Here is an 18440-nt window from a genome sequence, read left to right as displayed (position 1 = left end):
TTACTTCTTTTTCTTAAAGATGAACAGTTCACTGAGTTTATCCAGTTTCTTGCGAAGTACCAGACCGACTCCGGTCTCCGTAATCTCGCCTTCGAGCACACTCTCATAGTTCTTATCGTAAAACAGACGGACATAGCGGGTTCCTGTCCTATCCAGACGGTATTCCAAAGAGATATTGTCGATAAATGACTCGGCATTATTCGTCGCATTCTCACCCGTAGATACCTTACCGCCAATAACGATCTGGAACCGGTTATTGAAGAGACGTTGCGAGTAACGGAAGCTGTAATCCGTACGCTTACCACCAGTATCTGAAAGATCATGATCTTCGATACCCACCGAGACACTTGCATTCTTCAAATTGCCCATCAACGAGTTAATCTGACTACTCAACACGGAATTCAAGGCAGACCCCATATTCAGCTTGCCTACTCCACCACCTCCACCGCCAATCGGTCCGGTACCGAGATAGGTTTTCATCACCATGATATAAAGCGCCTGCTTGCCACGTTCTTCCGCCCCCATAGCTGTAAGTTCATTTTGTATGGTCGCGTCTTCGGGAGCCGACACATCAAATGCAAACGAAAGATCATCCAACCGGTTCTTGATTACAATGGAAACATCGAAATTAACCGTACGTGTTCCACCATTCTCTCCTTCGGATACGGAAGCGCGGATACGGTCGGTCGCCTTAAAGTTCAACATCGGGTCCATCGGATTGCCTGTCCATTCTACGTAACTGCCGTTATCTATGGCAAACTCTTTGGCTGCAATCACCGGCAAAGCATATTTCATCAAACCACCGCTCAAGGTATAACGTCCTGTCAGGGTCAAGTCACCCTGCGGAGTATATTTCATGGAAAGGTCACCTCCCCCTTCCAGTTCGATACGATTGTCATTGCTCGCATCCAAATCTACTTTCAAACGGACGGAAGGATCAATATGAACCATCATAACCATGTCCAGACCGCCTAAAGAAACTGTCGGCACTTCCTGACGGACAACGGTAGTAGTATCGCTAAACGAAGTAAAAGTGACCAAACTACCCAGACGATCCTGTACTGTCAACGGTGAGTCTGTCAGTATATACGAAACATCTGTATTACCCAGCAGACTGATGTTTCCCCGCATATTCAATCCATCCAAAGGTCCCTTTACTGTTGCACGGAAATCGGCAAATACCTTTCCATAAACCAAACTTTCACGGGTACGCTTAGCATCCAGAAGTGTATAATTCTGCGCAAGCATATTCAGATTTGCCATCGGACGACTCATATCGCGGAAATCTACATAGCCATCAATCGTAAACGGATTTTTCGATGTAGTGTAAATTGCGAATTTATCAAATAACAGACGGTTATTATTTATCTGCACCGGACGATTATCGAACATAAAACGAGCACCATACTGTCGGGAAAGAACAGCTACACTATCCAATGACAGTTCTCCGTTAATCAGAGGTTGTTCGGTACTGCCCGTTATTTTCAGATTACCATCCAAATCGCCCGATAAAGTAACCATCTGATCGGGAACAAACACATTAGCTACCCGAAGCGGGAAATGATCCAGCTCCATATTCACCTCCAAGCTGTCTTTCCCCGTCCCGGTAGGTATCAACTTACCATCCGCCAGCAATACTTCCGCTTGGTCGTGATTCAAGTACGCATTCAGATACTGCTTTCCCTGCTCGCCCGGTAGCCATGTAGCCCCTAGCGTAACATCTCCAATACGTTGCCGTTCGTATATTAACTCATCGATAGACAACTCCGCAGACAGTTGAAGGTCCTTTTCCGTCTGTACATAATGAGCTTCCGCAGAGAACAGTCCGGTTATCTCCGGGAAATAGGGAAGTACACTGCTAAGCTCCGCTAAACGAATTCTCCGGATTTCAACATCGATATTCTGTAAAGACACGGTATCTCCCGGAACGGAATGAATACGGAAACCCATCCCTTCATCATCCCACATATCCACATTGGCATATACACGCATATTCTTGTGCAGATAGATCCAGTTATGCTTCTCATTGAAATGGAATTTCTGGAAAGCGATAATCGGGTTTTCCGGGATTAAGGTAAAAGCAATACCGTTGCCTTTTCCGTGTCCTTCAAATAAAGGACGGGCGTTGACACCCAACAGTACGCCTGTTTCTCCTTTTTCGTTTTTATAATCGACCAGCAACTCCGCATCCCGGTCACGAATTTCTCCCGTAATAGCAGTCGAGAAAGAGAACTGCGGATTCTTCGGTCCGTTAATCACTCCGGCACGCAGCTTCATGGAGGTAGTATCTTGCTTGACAGTAAAGAATATGGTATCCAGTTGCAAAGTATCGACCTTCAATGTATGAATGGCTGCCTTACCATTAATACCCCAGTCCGGAGCGGTTCCAAACTTCATGGATGCATCCTGATAGGATATGTTCTGAGTAGCCAGGAAATAGGCTAACGGATTCTCTTTACCTGCAGAGAAAGAGAGTATAGCAGTGGGCAAGGCTTCACGCAATTCGGCATGGTCCAATGCTTTTTCATCAATTTGTCTCATCAGCACATCCACAAAATGAGTAGACTGCCGAATCAACGGTTCCACCCCAGAACGTGCACTCAAGTTGAGTTTCATATCTCCGGACACCAAATGGGTAAACACCCGATTCTGGCGGGCTTCCGCAGAAAAGTTAAAAGCAAGCGGATGCTTCATCGGCTGCGGCATTAATCCCAACTCATGCAAATCCAATTGAGTGACATCCATTGTCACTTTTCCATCGGGATAACTGTGTGCCAAGTTATATTCGGCCTCAGTCGTCATCTTCAGCAAAACATTGTCACTGGTCAGACGGGCTGTTACCAATGCCCCTTTCAAAGCTCCAGTCAAATTAACATTCGAGAGATGATATTGGGCATAATGAAGCTGATCTAACGACAGATTCAATTTGGCAAAAGAACGATAGGACGTCACATCCAGTCCTCGCCCTTCAGCGTCAGCCGAAAGTGAAAGTTCATAAATTGAATCTTTCGGTAGGAAATTATGCAGTTGAAGGTTGTTTATTTTTAAGTCTGCCTTGTAGACCTCGGTGAGCGTATTCAATGCCGCGTCTATATCTATAGTACCCTGTCCTTCTCTCAGTTTCAAATTGGCCTTATATGCAGGACCGTTTATATCAACCTTCGCAACCAGGTCCATACTATCGGGAATTACAATAGTCCCATTGGGAGCCTCACCGGACAAAGCAGTCAGGAAGTTCAGATTCTGGGTAGTCATCTTCAACCCGACCGTTCCCGAGCGCGTGATACTGTCCGCCAGATTTTCAAGAAGCCCACCACCCTCTAAAGAAAATGCTCCCGGCAAATCTACCGTAAAGCGCGAAATCTGCATCTCTTTCAGATTACCGTCCGTACCCGCACGAATAACAAGAGGACGGAAAGGATAGGCTTCTTTGAAACTATCCGGCAGCCCACCCGTAAACAGCATAACATCCTCTTTACCGATGTATGCGTTGAGATTGGCGGACAAACGTCCCGTAGTAGGGATGTTGACAAGTTCCCAATACGTATGGGCAGACAAATCAATTTCAGAATGAGGAGTCTGCAGCTTTAAGCCCGGAACACAAATAATTGAATCATTAGAATAAACCCTGCCCGCCAACGAGGTAATGCTCAGTCCCGAACGTTCATTCATTGAAAATTCACGGAGCACGGCATTCATATTCCTACCTTTATATAATAAGGAGTCCAAACCGATCCGGATATCACGGACCGCAATATGAGAAGCATCGAAGCCTTCGACCGGTTTAGCAGCTCCGGTATCATAATTGGCAGAGCCTCCCGACAACAGGAATTGTTTCAAGCTATAAAACTGATTCTTCAGATCCGCTTGCGCATCATTTACAGACGCTTCGCCGATGTAGGCTGCCATACGCATGGAATCAGCCGGAAGCTGCATACTGAATGACACATTTCCCAAATTCAACTGATGAAGGTCTACTTTCCAATTGACAGGAGCGGAAGCGGTCGTGTCTTTAGGAGCGGTCGTGGTGTCGTTCATTACCAATTGGACATGGGTGTCTGATAAATCGACCTGATTAATAATCGCTATTTCATTGGATAAATCCACCCCATGACTCTGCAGAAAGAAACGTCCCAAGACACCTTTTATCTTCATTCCCTCTATCAGACCTGCGGAATTGACTGCAACCTGATTTAGTGTAACTTCATCGACTTCTACTTTTCCTTTGATAAGTGGCCACGCCTGCACCCGCACATTCAAGCTCTCTAAAGACAACAAAGTATCCGGCTGTTGAATGACTTCTACACCACGAACTAACAGATTGAGCGGAAAACGAAGGTCAATCCGTTCCACCTGAATCTGCATACCGGTTGCTTCAGAAGCGTATGCGGTCACTTCCCGGCGTAAAAGATTTTGTACGGGAGGAATATAAAGTAATACCATCAGTATTACAAAGAGTATTATTGGAGTAAGCAATATCCAGCTTACCCATCGTATCCATTTTCGTTTCATGCAAAGCGTGTCAGTGTAAATTGAAGACACAAAGTAAACAAATTATTTTGAGAAAAGGTTTGGATAACGATAAGAAAGATACTCTTTTGCCTCACTAATTATATGCGGAACCGTTGCCAGCACTGTAAGTGTTGTTTGCTTTATCTCGTCAACGAACATCTCTCCACGACAACTTTCCAAATATTTTAAAGGAGCAATTGTTTCGGATGCGCCAATCAGTGTGAAAAGCGGAAGAAGTTTATGAGCCATAGCAGCTATTCCGTCCGTATCTTCATTGTCTAAGGCTTGTTGTACTATATCAATATTTTTCTCAGTTTCTTCGATGAAAGTCTCAATAATGGAACACGCCGCCTCCGGGTCGTCCTCCGAATAAACTGTCAATGCGGAGAAATTCATCAATCCGCTCCCCATATCTTCTGTGATATGCGCCTCATCCGCAACCAATTGTCCTTCATTGATCGTCTGCAACAATTCCTTTACCGTAAATGGTTTATGCAGACATCCGGCAAATCCATGTTCGTACAACGCCGCCTTATCCATCTCACTACGAGCAGTAACAGCAATCACGGGGATCGTTTTTGCCTGTGGAATATTGGAAGCACGAAGTAGTTTCACCAAATCAAAACCATTGATGGCCGGCATTTGTATATCGGTCAGTAATACATCAAAAACAGAAGTGCGAAGTTGTTCTATAAGTTCCTCCAATTGCTCGCAACAAACAGCATCAATGCCGTGCTGTTTCAGCATAGCTGCCGTCAAGCTGAGTTGGATTTTATCGTCATCAATCAAAAGAACACGGATCACCTTCATCGGAAGAATGGTAGCTGGCTCTTGGATAGATTCCCCTTTATCACTTTCCGAGAGTTCACCCTCCGTTACCGATTTCCCCACCGGATAAAGAGGAAGAATCACCGTAAAGCAACTTCCTTCTCCCGGTGTGCTTTGCACATCAATTTCTCCTTCGAGTAAAGTTACCAGTTTCTTCACGATGGACAATCCGAGCCCGAACCCCTCTTCACCTTGTGCACCGGACAAACGAGTAAATTCCTGAAAGATGCGTTCCCAGTCTGACGGAGCCATCCCTTTTCCGGTATCTGCGATGGCTATTGTCAACTTTGAAGAGTCGTATGTAGCCGTCAATGTTATCTTACCTTTTTGAGTGAACTTAACGGCATTGGATAAAAGGTTGTTCACAATCTGACGGAGACGCAAAGGGTCACTAATAAATCTCCCATTCAAATCGGAAGCGACATTACTTTGTAAAGTCAATCCTTTGGCGGCAGTCAAAGGCTCAAAACTAATATAAATTTCATCAAATAGCTGCGAAGGATTAAAGGTGACGCGATTCACCTCCGCTTTATTAAGGTCGAGCCGATGAAAATCGAGCAGGTCACTGACTAACTTCAAGAGATGTTCCGAAGAACTCTTCATATTTTCAAGATAGAAACGCTGCCGTTCATCCCGAGTCAACCGGGATAGCAGTTCGGTATACCCCATAATAGAGCCTAACGGCGCTTTAAAGTCATGAGTAATGGCAAGCATTAACTTTTCACGGGCGACAAGCAAATCCTCCGCCCGCTTGTTGGCTTCCTCCAGTTGTCGACGATAGCGGTTGCTCCGAGATATATCGCGTATGATCAATATCAAGAAAAAGGCAGACAGAAACACCGCCCCAATAGCGATTCCCGAAATAGTACGTGCCGAACGCATCCTTACTGCTTGTTGCTGCTCCGCATCCTGGAGTGCACGCTGAGTCATTTCTTCCTCATAACCCTTTATCAAGCTATCCATTCTTGCAGTCAACTGTGTATTCATCCGCTGATACTTCGTACTGGTACGCCGGATGGTCTTTTTCCGTTGCAAACGTTTTTCCTCCGTAGCCATACGGATTTTTTGCTGCAAGGAATCCTTAGAAGTGGCAGGTTCCAGAATCGTATCCGTAGCTACCTCCAAAGAAGTGTTGACAAGTACGGCACTATCCTGTTTGGAAGGGACAAATACTTCCGCTAACCTCTTGAAGAAACCTTTCTTCTTCGGAGCAGTCAGCAGAGAATCGCGTTTGGTTATGACACGATGTTGTACCCGTTGGTAGGTAATGACGGAATCCTGTTCGGAAATAATTTCCTTAATCTCCGATGCAGAAAGAAGGCTATCGTTCGCTTCGCTCAGCACTCGTAACATTTGAATTGTATTCCGGTCTTTCTCATGGAGAAGGGCCAACAAGCTATCCGTACGCAAATTCTGCTGGTTGTCCGCAGCCGATAACGCTTCCATCTCACGATGCACAAACACCAACGAGAAAAGAAGAATAGCCAATAGCAAAGTGTAACCAATGGTTATTTTGAGTTTTGTAGAACGGTAGGAAGCCATAGGAACAACGAATTACAAGTTATTGTCGGAGGGCAGGCTGTTTCGTCATGTAGTGGAAACGCCACCAAAGCATCAGCCCTGCACTTGTCAGTCCAAAAGGGAACGCCATCCATACGCCTACAACACCCCATCCCATCACGAAACCGCAAAAATAGCCTACGGGCAACGAGATAATGAAATAAGCGATAAAAGCGATGACCATCATCAGTTTTACGTCTGCAATTCCACGCAAAGCGTTGGCAAAAGTGATCTGCAAGCCGTCGCCAAACTGGTAGATAAGGAAAGGAAATATTAACGAAGTAACCATAGCGGCAACTTCAGAACTGTCGGTAAACCAACCTCCCAGATAATTCCGACAAAGAAAAACAATGAAAGACAACACGACACCCAATGCCATCATCAGATGGAAACCGGCATAGGCGGAACGACGCACATTCACCATATCATCCTGACCATTGAAGTTACTGACCCGGACAGCAACGGCAGCTCCCATCCCGTAGTACATCATAAAAGTAAATTGTGAAATTGCCAACATGACTTGATGGGAAGCTAACGCAATCGTCCCCAACCAGCCAATCATGATGGCACTCAGACTGAAGGAAGCCGTCTCCATTCCCATCTGAAAGGCAACCGGCCATCCTAATCCGTTCAAACGGCTGAAAACAGCACGCGACCATCCCAAACGGAAAAAGCCGACCTTATAACGAATGAAGCGCGGACTACGCATAAAGATGATTACAAAGACAACGACCATCACTATACGTGAAAACAGAGTACTGATACCTGCTCCCAACAATCCCAATTCAGGAAAGCCGAGCTTTCCATAAATCAGAATATAGTTTCCGATGATGTTCAATACATTTCCGCCAAGCAAGATCCACATGGCTGTTTTAGTATCTGTAATTCCATCCGTAAATTGCTTGAAGCCATTGAAAAGCATAACAAACACCAAAGAAGCAAGTAAAACCAGATAATAAGGTTTAATCAGAGGAATCAATTCCTCCGGTTGACCGAGACGCTCTATATTCAGGAATAACAGCGTCATACATATAGTCAGCAGAAGCGCAACCATCAGATTGGCCAGCAAACTATTGCGCAATGCCTGTCCGGCAGGGGCAAATTGGTGAGTTCCATACAGCCCTCCCACGATAGGTGTCAACCCGTACGAGAATCCCGTACTGAAAATAATAGCCAGATTAAACACATTATTCACGAAAGAAGCCGCGCCCAACTCTATCGTGCTATGGTGACCGATCATCAACGTATCTGCGAATCCAAGTATGATCACTCCTATCTGTCCGATGACAATAGGAAGTCCAAGGTAGAATAATGCCTTGTAATGCTCTCTGTATGTTCTATAAATATTTCTCATTTACTTTTATAATAGAGTATAACCCCGTTCTCCCGCCGGAAAGCCGATTGGGCTACAGCCTGCAACTGTCCCGCAGTGACGGAACGATAACGTTCCACCTCCCGCTCCATGCTTTCCGCCCGTCCGAGCAGTTCGAACCAGGCAAGATTAGTCGCTACATTCAAATAATTAATATTACCGAATATCTGAGTAGACTCAAATTTGTTCTTTACTTTTTCCAACTCCTGCTCACTGACAAGTTCCTGTTGCAGGCGATCCAATTCTTCCCGAACGGCAGCTTCCGCCTGTTCCAGTGCCACGCCTGCCGACGGCTTTCCGGCAATATGGAACAAACCCGCGTCTACACTGCCGGATATATAAGCGTCAATACTTGAAAATAACTGCCTTTCTTGTACGAGACGCTGGTTCAGGCGGCTGGAACGCCCGTTGCTTAATATATCCGAAAGGATATCAAAGGCATAGTAATCAGGGTGATGATGGTCACACATATGATATCCCATGAACAACGCATCAAGAGGAACATTCCGCTCTACCGTTAATCGTCGTTCTTCCGTCTGTTCCGGTTCCTGCGGCAAGTTCCGTTGAGGAACCTCCCGATGGGGAATAGGGCCGAACCATTTCTCTGTCAGTGTCACTGCCTCCTCGAAAGAGATGTTGCCGGTGACAGCCAGTATCGCATTATTCGGAGCATAAAATCGGAAAAAGAATGCTTTCACCTCCTCCAACGTTGCATTGGCGATATGCGACAGTTCCTTACCGATGGTAGGCCATTGGTAAGGGTGCGACCGGTAAGCCAATGGCCTCAGGAGATGCCCTACATCTCCATAAGGCTGATTCAGGCAACGCTGCTTAAACTCTTCCATTACCACTCCCCGTTGCACTTCCAGACTCCGTTCACTGAAATCGAGGCTCAGCATACGGTCTGACTCCAGCCAAAAGCCGGTTTCCACATTCTGGCGGGGAACAGTGAGGTAATAGTTGGTAATATCATTATTCGTCCAGGCATTATTCTCCCCACCCGCCAATTGGAGCGGCATATCATAATCGGGAATGTTGACCGAGCCGCCGAACATCAAATGTTCAAACAAATGCGCGAAACCGGTATGTTCGGGATGCTCATCACGAGCTCCCACCTTATATAATATATTAAGGGCTACCATCTGCGTACTTTCATCCTGCGAATGCACCAGACGCAATCCATTGTCAAGAATATGCCTGTTGATTTTCATATCATTTAGTCAAGTATGGTCGCTTTTATTATCTTCACATCTTCTTCAGGACGGTCGCTACGGTCGGTTTTTACCTGCTGGATTTTGTCTACTACATCCATCCCTTCCACTACTTCGCCGAATACGGTATACTCACCATCCAGATGCGGGGTACCGCCTACCGTAGTATATGCTTCAATCTGCTCCGGAGTGAAATGAAATTCCGGTTGCTTGGCAGCTATCTCCTGTGCTTCTGCAAACAGTTTTTCCTGCAAGTCATAAAGCCCGTCTTCATCGTTTGCTTTCCGCATCTTATAAATTTCTTTCATGTGCTTCTGCGCCAATGTATTGAAAATAACATTAATCTTATTCTCATTCATCTGGCTCTCCATACTTAACAACGTAGAATCATTGTAGACTTTTCCTGTCACGATATAGAACTGACAGCCGGAAGACTCTTTCTTCGGGTTCACATTATCTCCTTGACGGGCCGCCGAAAGAGCGCCTTTCTTATGGAAGAATTTCGGATATACAAATTCTGCCGGAATGGTGTAACCTACATCACCGGCACCCAACATCTTGCCCTTCGGAGCATTCTTCGAATCCGGGTCACCCGCCTGAATCATAAAATCTTTGATAACGCGATGAAACAGTGTACCTTCATACATTCCGTCTTTCACCAATTTAATAAAATTATCACGATGTTTGGGAGTCTCATTATACAACTTCACTTTGATGTCTCCCGCAGTTGTCTCAATCTTTACCAATGTTTCTTTATCCATGTCTTCTCCTTTTTTAGTTCCGGTCTTGCAGGCAATAAGTCCGCAAAACGATATGGTTAATAATATCAATACAATCTTTTTCATAACGCTTTTATTTAATTTAAGTTTGCAAATATACCACTTTCGCCTAAATCCTCTTACCTTTGTGACTTAAAAGAATCAAAACCTGACATGATGAGATCCATATTGATCGTTGAAGATGATATAACTTTTGGAATGATGCTCAAAACCTGGCTAGGCAAAAAAGGATTTGAAGTATCATCAGTAAGTACCATTGCACGTGCCCGGAAGCATATCGAAAGCCAAACTGTAGATTTAATATTATCAGATCTGCGGTTGCCCGATCATGAAGGCATCGATTTACTGAAATGGATGAATGAACAGGGAAAAGCCATTCCTCTGATCATTATGACTGGTTATGCGGATATCCAGTCCGCTGTACTGGCAATGAAACTCGGAGCACGGGATTATATTGCCAAACCCGTGAATCCGGGAGAATTACTGAAGAAGATATCTGAAGCTTTACAGTCCGGAGAGGATTCTGTTATTCATAATACAGCTAAATCGTCTTCTAAAAAAGGCCCTACTGCTTCATCTAAAGATTCTACAGAAAACAACTGTGCCTACCTAGAAGGAGAAAGTGACGCAGCCAAGCAACTCTACAATTACGTTGGCCTGGTAGCCCCGACCAATATGTCCGTACTCATCAACGGTTCCAGCGGAACCGGAAAAGAATATGTGGCGCACCGCATTCACCAACTTAGCAAACGAAGCGATAAGCCGTTTGTCGCTGTAGACTGCGGCTCCATCCCGAAAGAACTGGCGGCTTCGGAGTTCTTCGGTCATGTGAAAGGGTCGTTTACAGGTGCGTTGACTGATAAAACCGGTGCTTTCGTCGCAGCCAACGGAGGGACTATTTTCCTGGATGAAATCGGGAACCTCAGTTATGAGGTGCAGATACAACTACTCCGTGCTTTACAGGAACGAAAAATACGTCCAGTAGGCTCTACACAGGAAATATCGGTAGATATCCGTCTGGTGTCCGCCACCAATGAGAATCTGGAACAAGCCATCGAAAAAGGCACTTTCCGTGAAGATCTTTATCATCGTATCAATGAGTTCACTCTGCGGATACCTGACTTGAAAGAGCGGAAAGAGGATATTTTGCTTTTTGCAAATTTCTTTCTTGATCTGGCAAACAAAGAACTGGATAAACATCTGATCGGCTTTGATACAAAAGCATCACAAGCTTTAATGAATTATCATTGGCCGGGAAATTTGCGCCAAATGAAGAACATAGTCAAAAGAGCGACTTTATTGGCACAAAGCAGTTTCATTACTTTATCGGAATTGGGAACCGAGCTCTTAGAAACTCCTGCATCCAACAATACAAGCATTGCATTACGCAATGAAGAGACTGAAAAAGAGCATATTTTAGAGGCACTACGCCAAACAGGAAACAACAAGAGCAAAGCAGCGCAATTACTGAATATTGATCGGAAGACTTTATATAATAAATTGAAATTATACAATATTGATTTGTAACAAGTTACGTTCTTGCATTTTCTCAAGTATTCTCATGCATATGAGAAAAAGTTCTCACTACTATGAGTATTTATTCTCATCACGGTGAGAAATGATTCCTTTTTGTAGTGCTCGAACTTATCTTTAACCGAATCTATCGCATTACCAGATATTGTTAATATTAATGCATATTCCATAGAATAAAATGCCCCCATGAATAAAAAAACATTATTACCCCTTGTATTTGTGCCACTCGCAGCAACCAATCTGCAAGCACAAAGCAATATGCAAATAGAACACGCGGACAAACGTCCAAATATCATTCTCTTTATGGTAGACGATATGGGATGGCAGGATACTTCACTCCCATTCTGGACACAGAAGACACACTATAACGAATTGTACGAGACCCCCAATATGGAGCGGTTAGCCAAACAGGGAATGATGTTTACTCAAGCGTATGCCAACAGTATCAGTTCTCCTACCCGGTGCAGCCTCATCACCGGAACCAACGCTGCACGTCACCGAGTAACTAACTGGACGCTGCAAAAGAATACAATGACAGACCGTAAAGATAGCATTCTGGCAGTCCCTGACTGGAATTACAATGGAGTAAGTCAAGTGTCCGGCACTAATCATACTTTCGTAGGAACCTCCTTCGTGCAACTGCTAAAGAACAGCGGTTATCATACTATACATTGTGGAAAAGCCCATTTCGGAGCAATAGATACTCCAGGGGAAGATCCGCATCATTGGGGATTCGAGGTAAATATTGCCGGACATGCGGCCGGTGGACTTGCCAGTTACCTAGGAGAAGAGAACTACGGACATACCAAAAATGGGAAAGCGGTATCACTGATGTCTGTTCCCGGATTAGAGAAATATTGGGGAACGGAAACCTTTGTAACTGAAGCATTGACGTTGGAAGCCATTAAAGCACTGGATAAAGCGAAAAAGTATAATCAGCCTTTCTATTTGTATATGTCGCAATATGCCATCCACATTCCTTTGAACAAAGATATGCGCTTCTATGAGAAGTACAAGAAAAAAGGAATGACAGACCATGAAGCTGCTTATGCCACACTGATTGAAGGAATGGATAAAAGTTTAGGTGATTTAATGAACTGGCTGGAAAAGAATGGAGAAGCCAACAACACTATTATCATTTTTATGAGTGATAACGGAGGACTTGCATCCGAATCCGGATGGCGTGACGGCAAGCTGCATACACAGAATTATCCATTGAACAGTGGTAAAGGTTCTACTTATGAAGGCGGTATCCGCGAACCGATGATTGTCAGTTGGCCGGGAGTAGTAGCTCCGGGAAGCAAATGTGACAAGTATCTGTTGATCGAAGATTTCTACCCCACGATCCTCGAAATGGCAGGAATCAAAAAATACAAAACAGTTCAGCCGATAGACGGTATCAGTTTTGTCCCTCTGTTGAAACAGACGGGCAATCCTTCCAAAGGCCGGAGCCTTTTCTGGAATATGCCGAACAACTGGGGAAATGACGGTCCCGGAATCAACTTCAATTGCGCGGTCCGCAACAGTGACTGGAAATTGATTTATTACTATGGAACAGGCAAGAAAGAGTTGTTCAATATCTCTGATGATATAGGCGAAAGTAACGATCTCAGTGCACAGCATCCGGACATCGTGAAGAAACTTTCTAAAGAGCTGGGCAGCTATCTAAGAAAAGTAGACGCACAGCGGCCCGCTTTCAATGCCACCGGCAAACCTTGTCCCTGGCCGGATGAAGTAAAATAGATAACCAGACAAAAGATTTGTGGCGGGGAGTGTGGAATAATTCCACACTCCCCATACACACTTCCCCAACATCCTGATTGGTTCTATTTCCACATATCTCTATTTATCAACCACTTACCATACATTCTTCTATTTTGGCACACGCTTTGATCTTTAATTAGACGTTAGCGAAAAAGCAATAACCAATTCCTTAACACAAGAGAGAGAATTGAAAACATATGTCTAATTATCATTAAAGCAAACGATTATGAAGAAATTAGTATTAGTAGTAGCAATGTTTATGTTTGTTTGTGGTGGTTCATTCCTTGTAAAGGCGCAGAGTTCTGCGGAAGCTGTGACAGCCCCGACAGAAATCAATGCGACAGTTGTCAATGATACAGTAGTAAAAGATACTGTAACTAAAGAAGACGCACCTGCAAAGGCATCACTGATTGCATTAGCCGCCAATGTCAATGATACAGTTGTCACAGACACTGCATCCAAAGACAAACCGGCTGTGCCTGTCAAGGAATAACCTTGCCAACAACATGCAAAACATAGTCTGCCGAAGAATAGTAAGCACACTACAAAAAAAAGCCATCCCTACTTTCGTCTATTCCGCCATCCCTACTTTCGTCTATTCCGGGGATGGCTTTTTTATTATTTAATAAATAATCCCCCCCGGAAAAGATGCGCTTTCCTTTCTTTCTTTTAAATAAAATATTGTACCTTTGGAGGTCAATGAATTATCCACCAAACAAACTATAAAAACATGAAACTTAAAAGTCTTTTACTAATTACCCTTGTTACGACGATAGTCTTCTGCGGTTGCCAAAGCAACTATCAGCCTACTACATTCACCGTTGCTTCTTACAACTTAAGAAACGCCAACGGCAACGATTCGCTCCACGGAAACGGTTGGGGACAACGCTACCCAGTCATCGCCAAAATGGTTCAATATCATGATTTTGATATTTTCGGAACTCAAGAATGTTTCCTTCACCAACTGAAAGATATGAAAGAAGCTCTTCCCGGTTATGATTATATCGGTGTAGGCCGTGATGACGGTAAAATTCAAGGCGAACATTCCGCGATCTTCTATCGTACAGACAAGTTCGATATTATAGAGAAAGGCGATTTTTGGCTGTCGGAAACTCCGGATGTGCCGAGCAAAGGTTGGGATGCGGTGTTACCGCGTATTTGCAGTTGGGGTCACTTCAAATGCAAAGATACCGGTTTTGAATTCCTTTTCTTCAATTTACACATGGACCATATCGGCAAAAAAGCACGTGTTGAAAGTGCGTATCTCGTACAGGAAAAGATGAAAGAGCTCGGTAAAGGCAAAAATCTTCCAGCTATCTTAACCGGTGACTTCAATGTCGACCAGACTCACCAGTCATACAACGCCTTTGTGGAAAAAGGAGTGCTCTGCGACTCATACGAAAAATGCGATTTCCGCTATGCTACAAACGGAACCTTCAATAGTTTCGACCCAAATAGTTTTACCAAAAGTCGTATCGACCATGTGTTCGTATCTCCGGCTTTTCATGTAAAAAGATATGGGATACTGACAGATACCTACCGTAGTATAGTAGGAAACGGCGAGAAGGAGAATGCAAACGACTGCCCGGAAGAAATCGACATCAAAGCTTATCAAGCCCGTACTCCTTCGGATCATTTTCCTGTAAAGGTCGAACTGGAGTTTGACGAACGTCAACAGAAATGATTTTTATGCCTCATACGTTTTTCGTTTGGCAAGTTCTCACCATGGAGAACACAAATTATACAGAGCTATAAAATTCTTTCTATTTTGATTTTCAATAAGTTTTCTCTGTGTCCTCTATGGTGAATCCTTTCCATAAATTTCCTTCGGGAAGAGGAGCTTCAAGCTCTATCAGTTCTTTTGAGACAGGATGTATGAACCGTACTCTCCGGGCATGCAGACAAATGCTCCCATCCGGATTGGAGCGTGGAGAGCCATATTTCAAATCTCCCTTGATAGGGCATCCCATTTTTGCCAGCTGACAACGAATCTGATGATGACGTCCGGTTTTTAAATCGACTTCGAGCAAATAGTAATTCTCCGAATGACCGATCAACCGGTAATGCAAAATCGCTTTCTTGCTGTTCGGCACTTCCTTGTCGTATGCATAACTTTTGTTCTGCTTTTCATTACGTACAAGAAAATGTACCAGTTCACCTTCCGGTTCTTGCGGAGCATTTTTCACAACCGCCCAATAAGTCTTTTTCACCTCACTGGTGCGAAACATTTCGTTGAGCCTTGTCAGCGCCTTACCCGTTTTGGCAAAAATAACAAGACCGCTTACGGGGCGGTCCAGCCGGTGTGTCACACCGAGGAAAACATTTCCGGGTTTCTGATACTTCTCTTTCAGATACTGTTTCACAGTCTCCGAAAGCGGCGTATCCCCCGTCTTGTCTGCCTGGACAATCTCGGAAGCGGTCTTGTTGACTACAATGATATGGTTGTCTTCGTATACAACAGTCATTCTGTTCGATTACATATTCATACCACCATCTACCTGAATCACCTGACCTGACACATAAGAAGACATATCAGAAGCCAGGAAGGTAGCGATGTTTGCCACATCTTCAGGAGTACCACCACGACGCAAAGGAATTTTCTTTGCCCATTCAGCTCTTACTTCGTCAGAAAGAGCAGCTGTCATGTCTGTCAGGATGAATCCCGGAGCGATAGCGTTGGCACGGATGCCGCGAGAACCCAACTCTTGTGCGATAGACTTAGCCAATGCAATCATACCTGCTTTAGAAGCAGCATAGTTAGCCTGTCCTGCATTTCCGTGAACACCTACAACAGAGGCCATATTGATAATGCTACCAGCTTTTTGACGCATCATGATAGGTGTACAAGCATGGATGAAGTTAAATGCAGACTTCAGGTTCACGTTGATTACCATATCCCATTGCTGTTCGCTCATGCGCATCATCAAACCGTCACGAGTGATACCGGCATTGTTTACCAATATATCGATCCGTCCGAAGTCCTTATGGATTTCTTCAACGACCTTTGCAGTATCTTCAAAGTTAGCCGCGTTAGAAGCGTAACCTTTGGCTTTCACGCCCATTGCTTCCAATTCTTTAGCTGTATTTTCTGCATTTTCGTCAATGACAAGGTCAGTAAATGCGATGTTTGCGCCTTCGGCAGCAAACTTAAGAGCGATAGCCTTACCAATACCGCGAGCAGCACCGGTTACAATGGCTGTTTTTCCGTCTAATAATCCCATACTAAAAGTTATTTAATTAAATTTCTGTTCTATGCAGTGCGCCAAACACAATGTTGGACACATATCTATTTCTTGTATCTTCATCCAGATGTGCACCTATATGGCCTCGAATATAAGGAACTTCAATTCCTTTCACACAATAATGTATCAAGTCGGCAGTCATCTCCACATCGTCAATATGGAAAACTCCTTTTGCCTGTCCTTCCAGAAGAACGGCTTTAAAGAGCTGGACTTCCTTTGCATCAAACTTCTTGCGAACTTTTTCCACCCGCCATATATCACGGAAGAAATAAGCACGCAGTGTTCCGTTTCGATAGACGACCTCTTTTACTGCGTCCAACCGGGTATATATCATCTCCAACAATTTCTCGTCCGGTGAGATATTTTTCTCGGCCACCCGCTTCATCATATCCGACAGAATATCCAATTCCGATTCCACAACAGCCAAATAGATTTCATCCTTACTTTTAAAATAAGTATAGAGCGTTCGTCTCCCTTTTTTAGAAGCAAGAGCGATATCGTTCATAGTCGTATTTTCTACCCCCATCTTTGCAAAAAGCTGACGGGCTACATCTACTAACTTGGCTTTTGTCTTGGATACGGTCATAGGTTACAAATTGCACATTGCTGAATATTTTGAGCAAAAGTAATTCTTTTCTTTAGACCATACAAGAAAACAGAGAGAATATTAACATTTGTATATTAATAGGTGCTAAGAAAAAGTTTCATCATTATTTCGTTCATTATCAACCTAATAAGAAAAAAGTGATGATTTATTCGAAAAATATTCAGCGAATTATTTGTTTGTTTCAAAAAAAGCCGTACCTTTGCACCCGTTAAACATCGCGGAGTGGAGCAGTTGGTAGCTCGTTGGGCTCATAACCCAAAGGTCATTCGTTCGAGTCGGATCTCCGCAACTAAAGAAAAAGAAGAATCGCAGAAATGCGGTTCTTCTTTTTTATGACGGCTCTTCTTTACTGAGGGATATTCAGTAAATGTTCCTCTTTCTAAAAAATCAAGAGAAAAGCTCACGTAAAGCAAAGCTTTTCTCTTGATTTTTTCGTTCAACTCTCCCAGTCTTCTATCTTTTTTGGGGTCAACGTAACAATCTGAGGGATTCTATATTTAAGCATATAATTTAGCAAGTCTATATAAGAAAAAAGCTCTATCTCTTACTCTTCTGAACTGTGCTCTAAATGCTTTGATTTTAGCATTGAATGACTCTGCTGCGGCATTGGTTGCCCTCCTTTCAAAGAAATTGATTATATTCAGATAATGTGTTTGTATAGAACGTGCGACCCTTCCAAAGGTGAGGAACCCTGATTTATCTACTTCATCATACCACCTTGCCAGCCTTGTCAAAGCAATATCCTTAAACTTACACTGATGATAGATTAAGCCTAACCGCATAGACAGATAATATCCTTTCTTTATATCGGGATATTCCTTGAAAAGAATTTCGGGTCAACGTAACAATCTGAGGGATTCTATATTTAAGCATATAATTTAGCAAGTCTATATAAGAAAAAAGCTCTATCTCTTACTCCTCTGAACTGTGCTCTAAATGCTTTGATTTTAGCATTGAATGACTCTGCTGCGGCATTGGTTGCCCTCCTTTCAAAGAAATTGATTATATCCAGATAATGTGTTTGTATAGAAC

At 43.8% G+C, this 18440-nt stretch carries 14 protein-coding genes and 1 tRNA gene; 5 read left to right on the top strand and 10 right to left on the bottom strand.

All coding sequences use genetic code 11. The features are described from left to right. Genes BACFIN_RS05915 through BACFIN_RS05935 form a run of 5 tightly spaced genes read right to left on the bottom strand, consistent with a single transcriptional unit; the run spans window position 1 to window position 10328 of the window. The gene (locus BACFIN_RS05915) at window positions 1–4512 is read right to left on the bottom strand and encodes a translocation/assembly module TamB domain-containing protein (RefSeq protein WP_007755842.1); all 4512 of its coding nucleotides are present in this window, start codon (window positions 4510–4512) and stop codon (window positions 1–3) included. Window positions 4513–4554: 42 nt separating this feature from the next. Continuing rightward, window positions 4555–6882 (bottom strand): ATP-binding response regulator, encoded by a 2328-nt coding sequence (locus BACFIN_RS05920; protein ID WP_007755837.1) that lies wholly within the window; start codon window positions 6880–6882, stop codon window positions 4555–4557. Window positions 6883–6901: 19 nt separating this feature from the next. After that, a complete protein-coding gene (locus tag BACFIN_RS05925; RefSeq protein WP_007755835.1) occupies window positions 6902–8254 on the bottom strand; it encodes an MATE family efflux transporter in 1353 nt (450 codons plus the stop codon). Continuing rightward, the gene (locus tag BACFIN_RS05930; protein WP_007755833.1) at window positions 8251–9483 is read right to left on the bottom strand and encodes a M16 family metallopeptidase; all 1233 of its coding nucleotides are present in this window, start codon (window positions 9481–9483) and stop codon (window positions 8251–8253) included. The genes BACFIN_RS05925 and BACFIN_RS05930 overlap by 4 nt, the downstream gene beginning before the upstream one ends. A gap of 5 nt (window positions 9484–9488) precedes the next feature. Beyond that, the gene (locus BACFIN_RS05935; RefSeq protein WP_007755831.1) at window positions 9489–10328 is read right to left on the bottom strand and encodes a peptidylprolyl isomerase; all 840 of its coding nucleotides are present in this window, start codon (window positions 10326–10328) and stop codon (window positions 9489–9491) included. Between the two features lie 87 nt (window positions 10329–10415). Between BACFIN_RS05935 and BACFIN_RS05940 the strand changes: the two genes are divergently transcribed. The 4 genes from BACFIN_RS05940 (at window position 10416) to BACFIN_RS05955 (ending at window position 15243) form a co-directional block, all read left to right on the top strand. Further along, entirely contained in the window at window positions 10416–11789 is a 1374-nt protein-coding gene (locus BACFIN_RS05940) for a sigma-54-dependent transcriptional regulator (RefSeq protein ID WP_007755827.1), read from the top strand. Window positions 11790–11981: 192 nt separating this feature from the next. Then, the gene (locus BACFIN_RS05945) at window positions 11982–13538 is read left to right on the top strand and encodes a sulfatase (protein ID WP_007755812.1); all 1557 of its coding nucleotides are present in this window, start codon (window positions 11982–11984) and stop codon (window positions 13536–13538) included. Window positions 13539–13785: 247 nt separating this feature from the next. Continuing rightward, window positions 13786–14052 (top strand): hypothetical protein, encoded by a 267-nt coding sequence (locus BACFIN_RS05950; protein WP_007755811.1) that lies wholly within the window; start codon window positions 13786–13788, stop codon window positions 14050–14052. Window positions 14053–14289: 237 nt separating this feature from the next. After that, window positions 14290–15243 (top strand): endonuclease/exonuclease/phosphatase family protein, encoded by a 954-nt coding sequence (locus tag BACFIN_RS05955; RefSeq protein ID WP_007755807.1) that lies wholly within the window; start codon window positions 14290–14292, stop codon window positions 15241–15243. A 91-nt stretch (window positions 15244–15334) separates the two neighbouring features. On the opposite strand, the gene BACFIN_RS05960 is transcribed toward BACFIN_RS05955, so the two are convergent. Genes BACFIN_RS05960 through BACFIN_RS05970 form a run of 3 tightly spaced genes read right to left on the bottom strand, consistent with a single transcriptional unit; the run spans window position 15335 to window position 17387 of the window. Next, on the bottom strand, window positions 15335–16024 hold the full coding sequence (locus BACFIN_RS05960) for an RluA family pseudouridine synthase (protein ID WP_007755805.1): 690 nt from the start codon (window positions 16022–16024) through the stop codon (window positions 15335–15337). Window positions 16025–16033: 9 nt separating this feature from the next. Continuing rightward, window positions 16034–16780, bottom strand: coding sequence for a 3-oxoacyl-[acyl-carrier-protein] reductase (fabG, locus tag BACFIN_RS05965; protein ID WP_004299904.1), 747 nt, complete (start codon window positions 16778–16780; stop codon window positions 16034–16036). Between the two features lie 16 nt (window positions 16781–16796). After that, on the bottom strand, window positions 16797–17387 hold the full coding sequence (locus BACFIN_RS05970) for a TetR/AcrR family transcriptional regulator (RefSeq protein ID WP_004299903.1): 591 nt from the start codon (window positions 17385–17387) through the stop codon (window positions 16797–16799). A gap of 237 nt (window positions 17388–17624) precedes the next feature. Between BACFIN_RS05970 and BACFIN_RS05975 the strand changes: the two genes are divergently transcribed. After that, window positions 17625–17697, top strand: a tRNA-Met gene (locus BACFIN_RS05975). 208 nt (window positions 17698–17905) lie between these two features. Here BACFIN_RS05975 and BACFIN_RS20920 read toward each other — a convergent pair. Together BACFIN_RS20920 and BACFIN_RS21915 are read right to left on the bottom strand one after the other, a co-directional pair. Beyond that, complete coding sequence (locus BACFIN_RS20920) at window positions 17906–18238, bottom strand: transposase (protein WP_449374804.1); 333 nt, start codon at window positions 18236–18238, stop codon at window positions 17906–17908. A 35-nt stretch (window positions 18239–18273) separates the two neighbouring features. After that, window positions 18274–18440: transposase (locus BACFIN_RS21915; RefSeq protein ID WP_007755801.1), on the bottom strand; the 167-nt coding region annotated here is incomplete at its 5' end.

Origin of the sequence: Bacteroides finegoldii DSM 17565 (assembly GCF_000156195.1) — a bacterium.
GTDB lineage: Bacteria > Bacteroidota > Bacteroidia > Bacteroidales > Bacteroidaceae > Bacteroides > Bacteroides finegoldii.
Note: the sequence above shows the minus strand (reverse complement) of the source record. Positions and strands in the feature narration are given on the sequence as shown.

Excerpts from the sequence above, each read along its gene's own strand:
- BACFIN_RS05920 (WP_007755837.1), bottom strand. The coding sequence starts at position 6,882 with ATGGCTTCCTACCGTTCTACAAAACTCAAAATAACCATTGGTTACACT.
- fabG (WP_004299904.1), bottom strand. The coding sequence starts at position 16,780 with ATGGGATTATTAGACGGAAAAACAGCCATTGTAACCGGTGCTGCTCGC.
- BACFIN_RS05960 (WP_007755805.1), bottom strand. The coding sequence starts at position 16,024 with ATGACTGTTGTATACGAAGACAACCATATCATTGTAGTCAACAAGACC.
- BACFIN_RS05970 (WP_004299903.1), bottom strand. The coding sequence starts at position 17,387 with ATGACCGTATCCAAGACAAAAGCCAAGTTAGTAGATGTAGCCCGTCAG.
- BACFIN_RS05955 (WP_007755807.1), top strand. The coding sequence starts at position 14,290 with ATGAAACTTAAAAGTCTTTTACTAATTACCCTTGTTACGACGATAGTC.
- BACFIN_RS05950 (WP_007755811.1), top strand. The coding sequence starts at position 13,786 with ATGAAGAAATTAGTATTAGTAGTAGCAATGTTTATGTTTGTTTGTGGT.
- BACFIN_RS05945 (WP_007755812.1), top strand. The coding sequence starts at position 11,982 with ATGAATAAAAAAACATTATTACCCCTTGTATTTGTGCCACTCGCAGCA.
- BACFIN_RS05925 (WP_007755835.1), bottom strand. The coding sequence starts at position 8,254 with ATGAGAAATATTTATAGAACATACAGAGAGCATTACAAGGCATTATTC.
- BACFIN_RS05930 (WP_007755833.1), bottom strand. The coding sequence starts at position 9,483 with ATGAAAATCAACAGGCATATTCTTGACAATGGATTGCGTCTGGTGCAT.
- BACFIN_RS05940 (WP_007755827.1), top strand. The coding sequence starts at position 10,416 with ATGATGAGATCCATATTGATCGTTGAAGATGATATAACTTTTGGAATG.
- BACFIN_RS05935 (WP_007755831.1), bottom strand. The coding sequence starts at position 10,328 with ATGAAAAAGATTGTATTGATATTATTAACCATATCGTTTTGCGGACTT.
- BACFIN_RS05915 (WP_007755842.1), bottom strand. The coding sequence starts at position 4,512 with ATGAAACGAAAATGGATACGATGGGTAAGCTGGATATTGCTTACTCCA.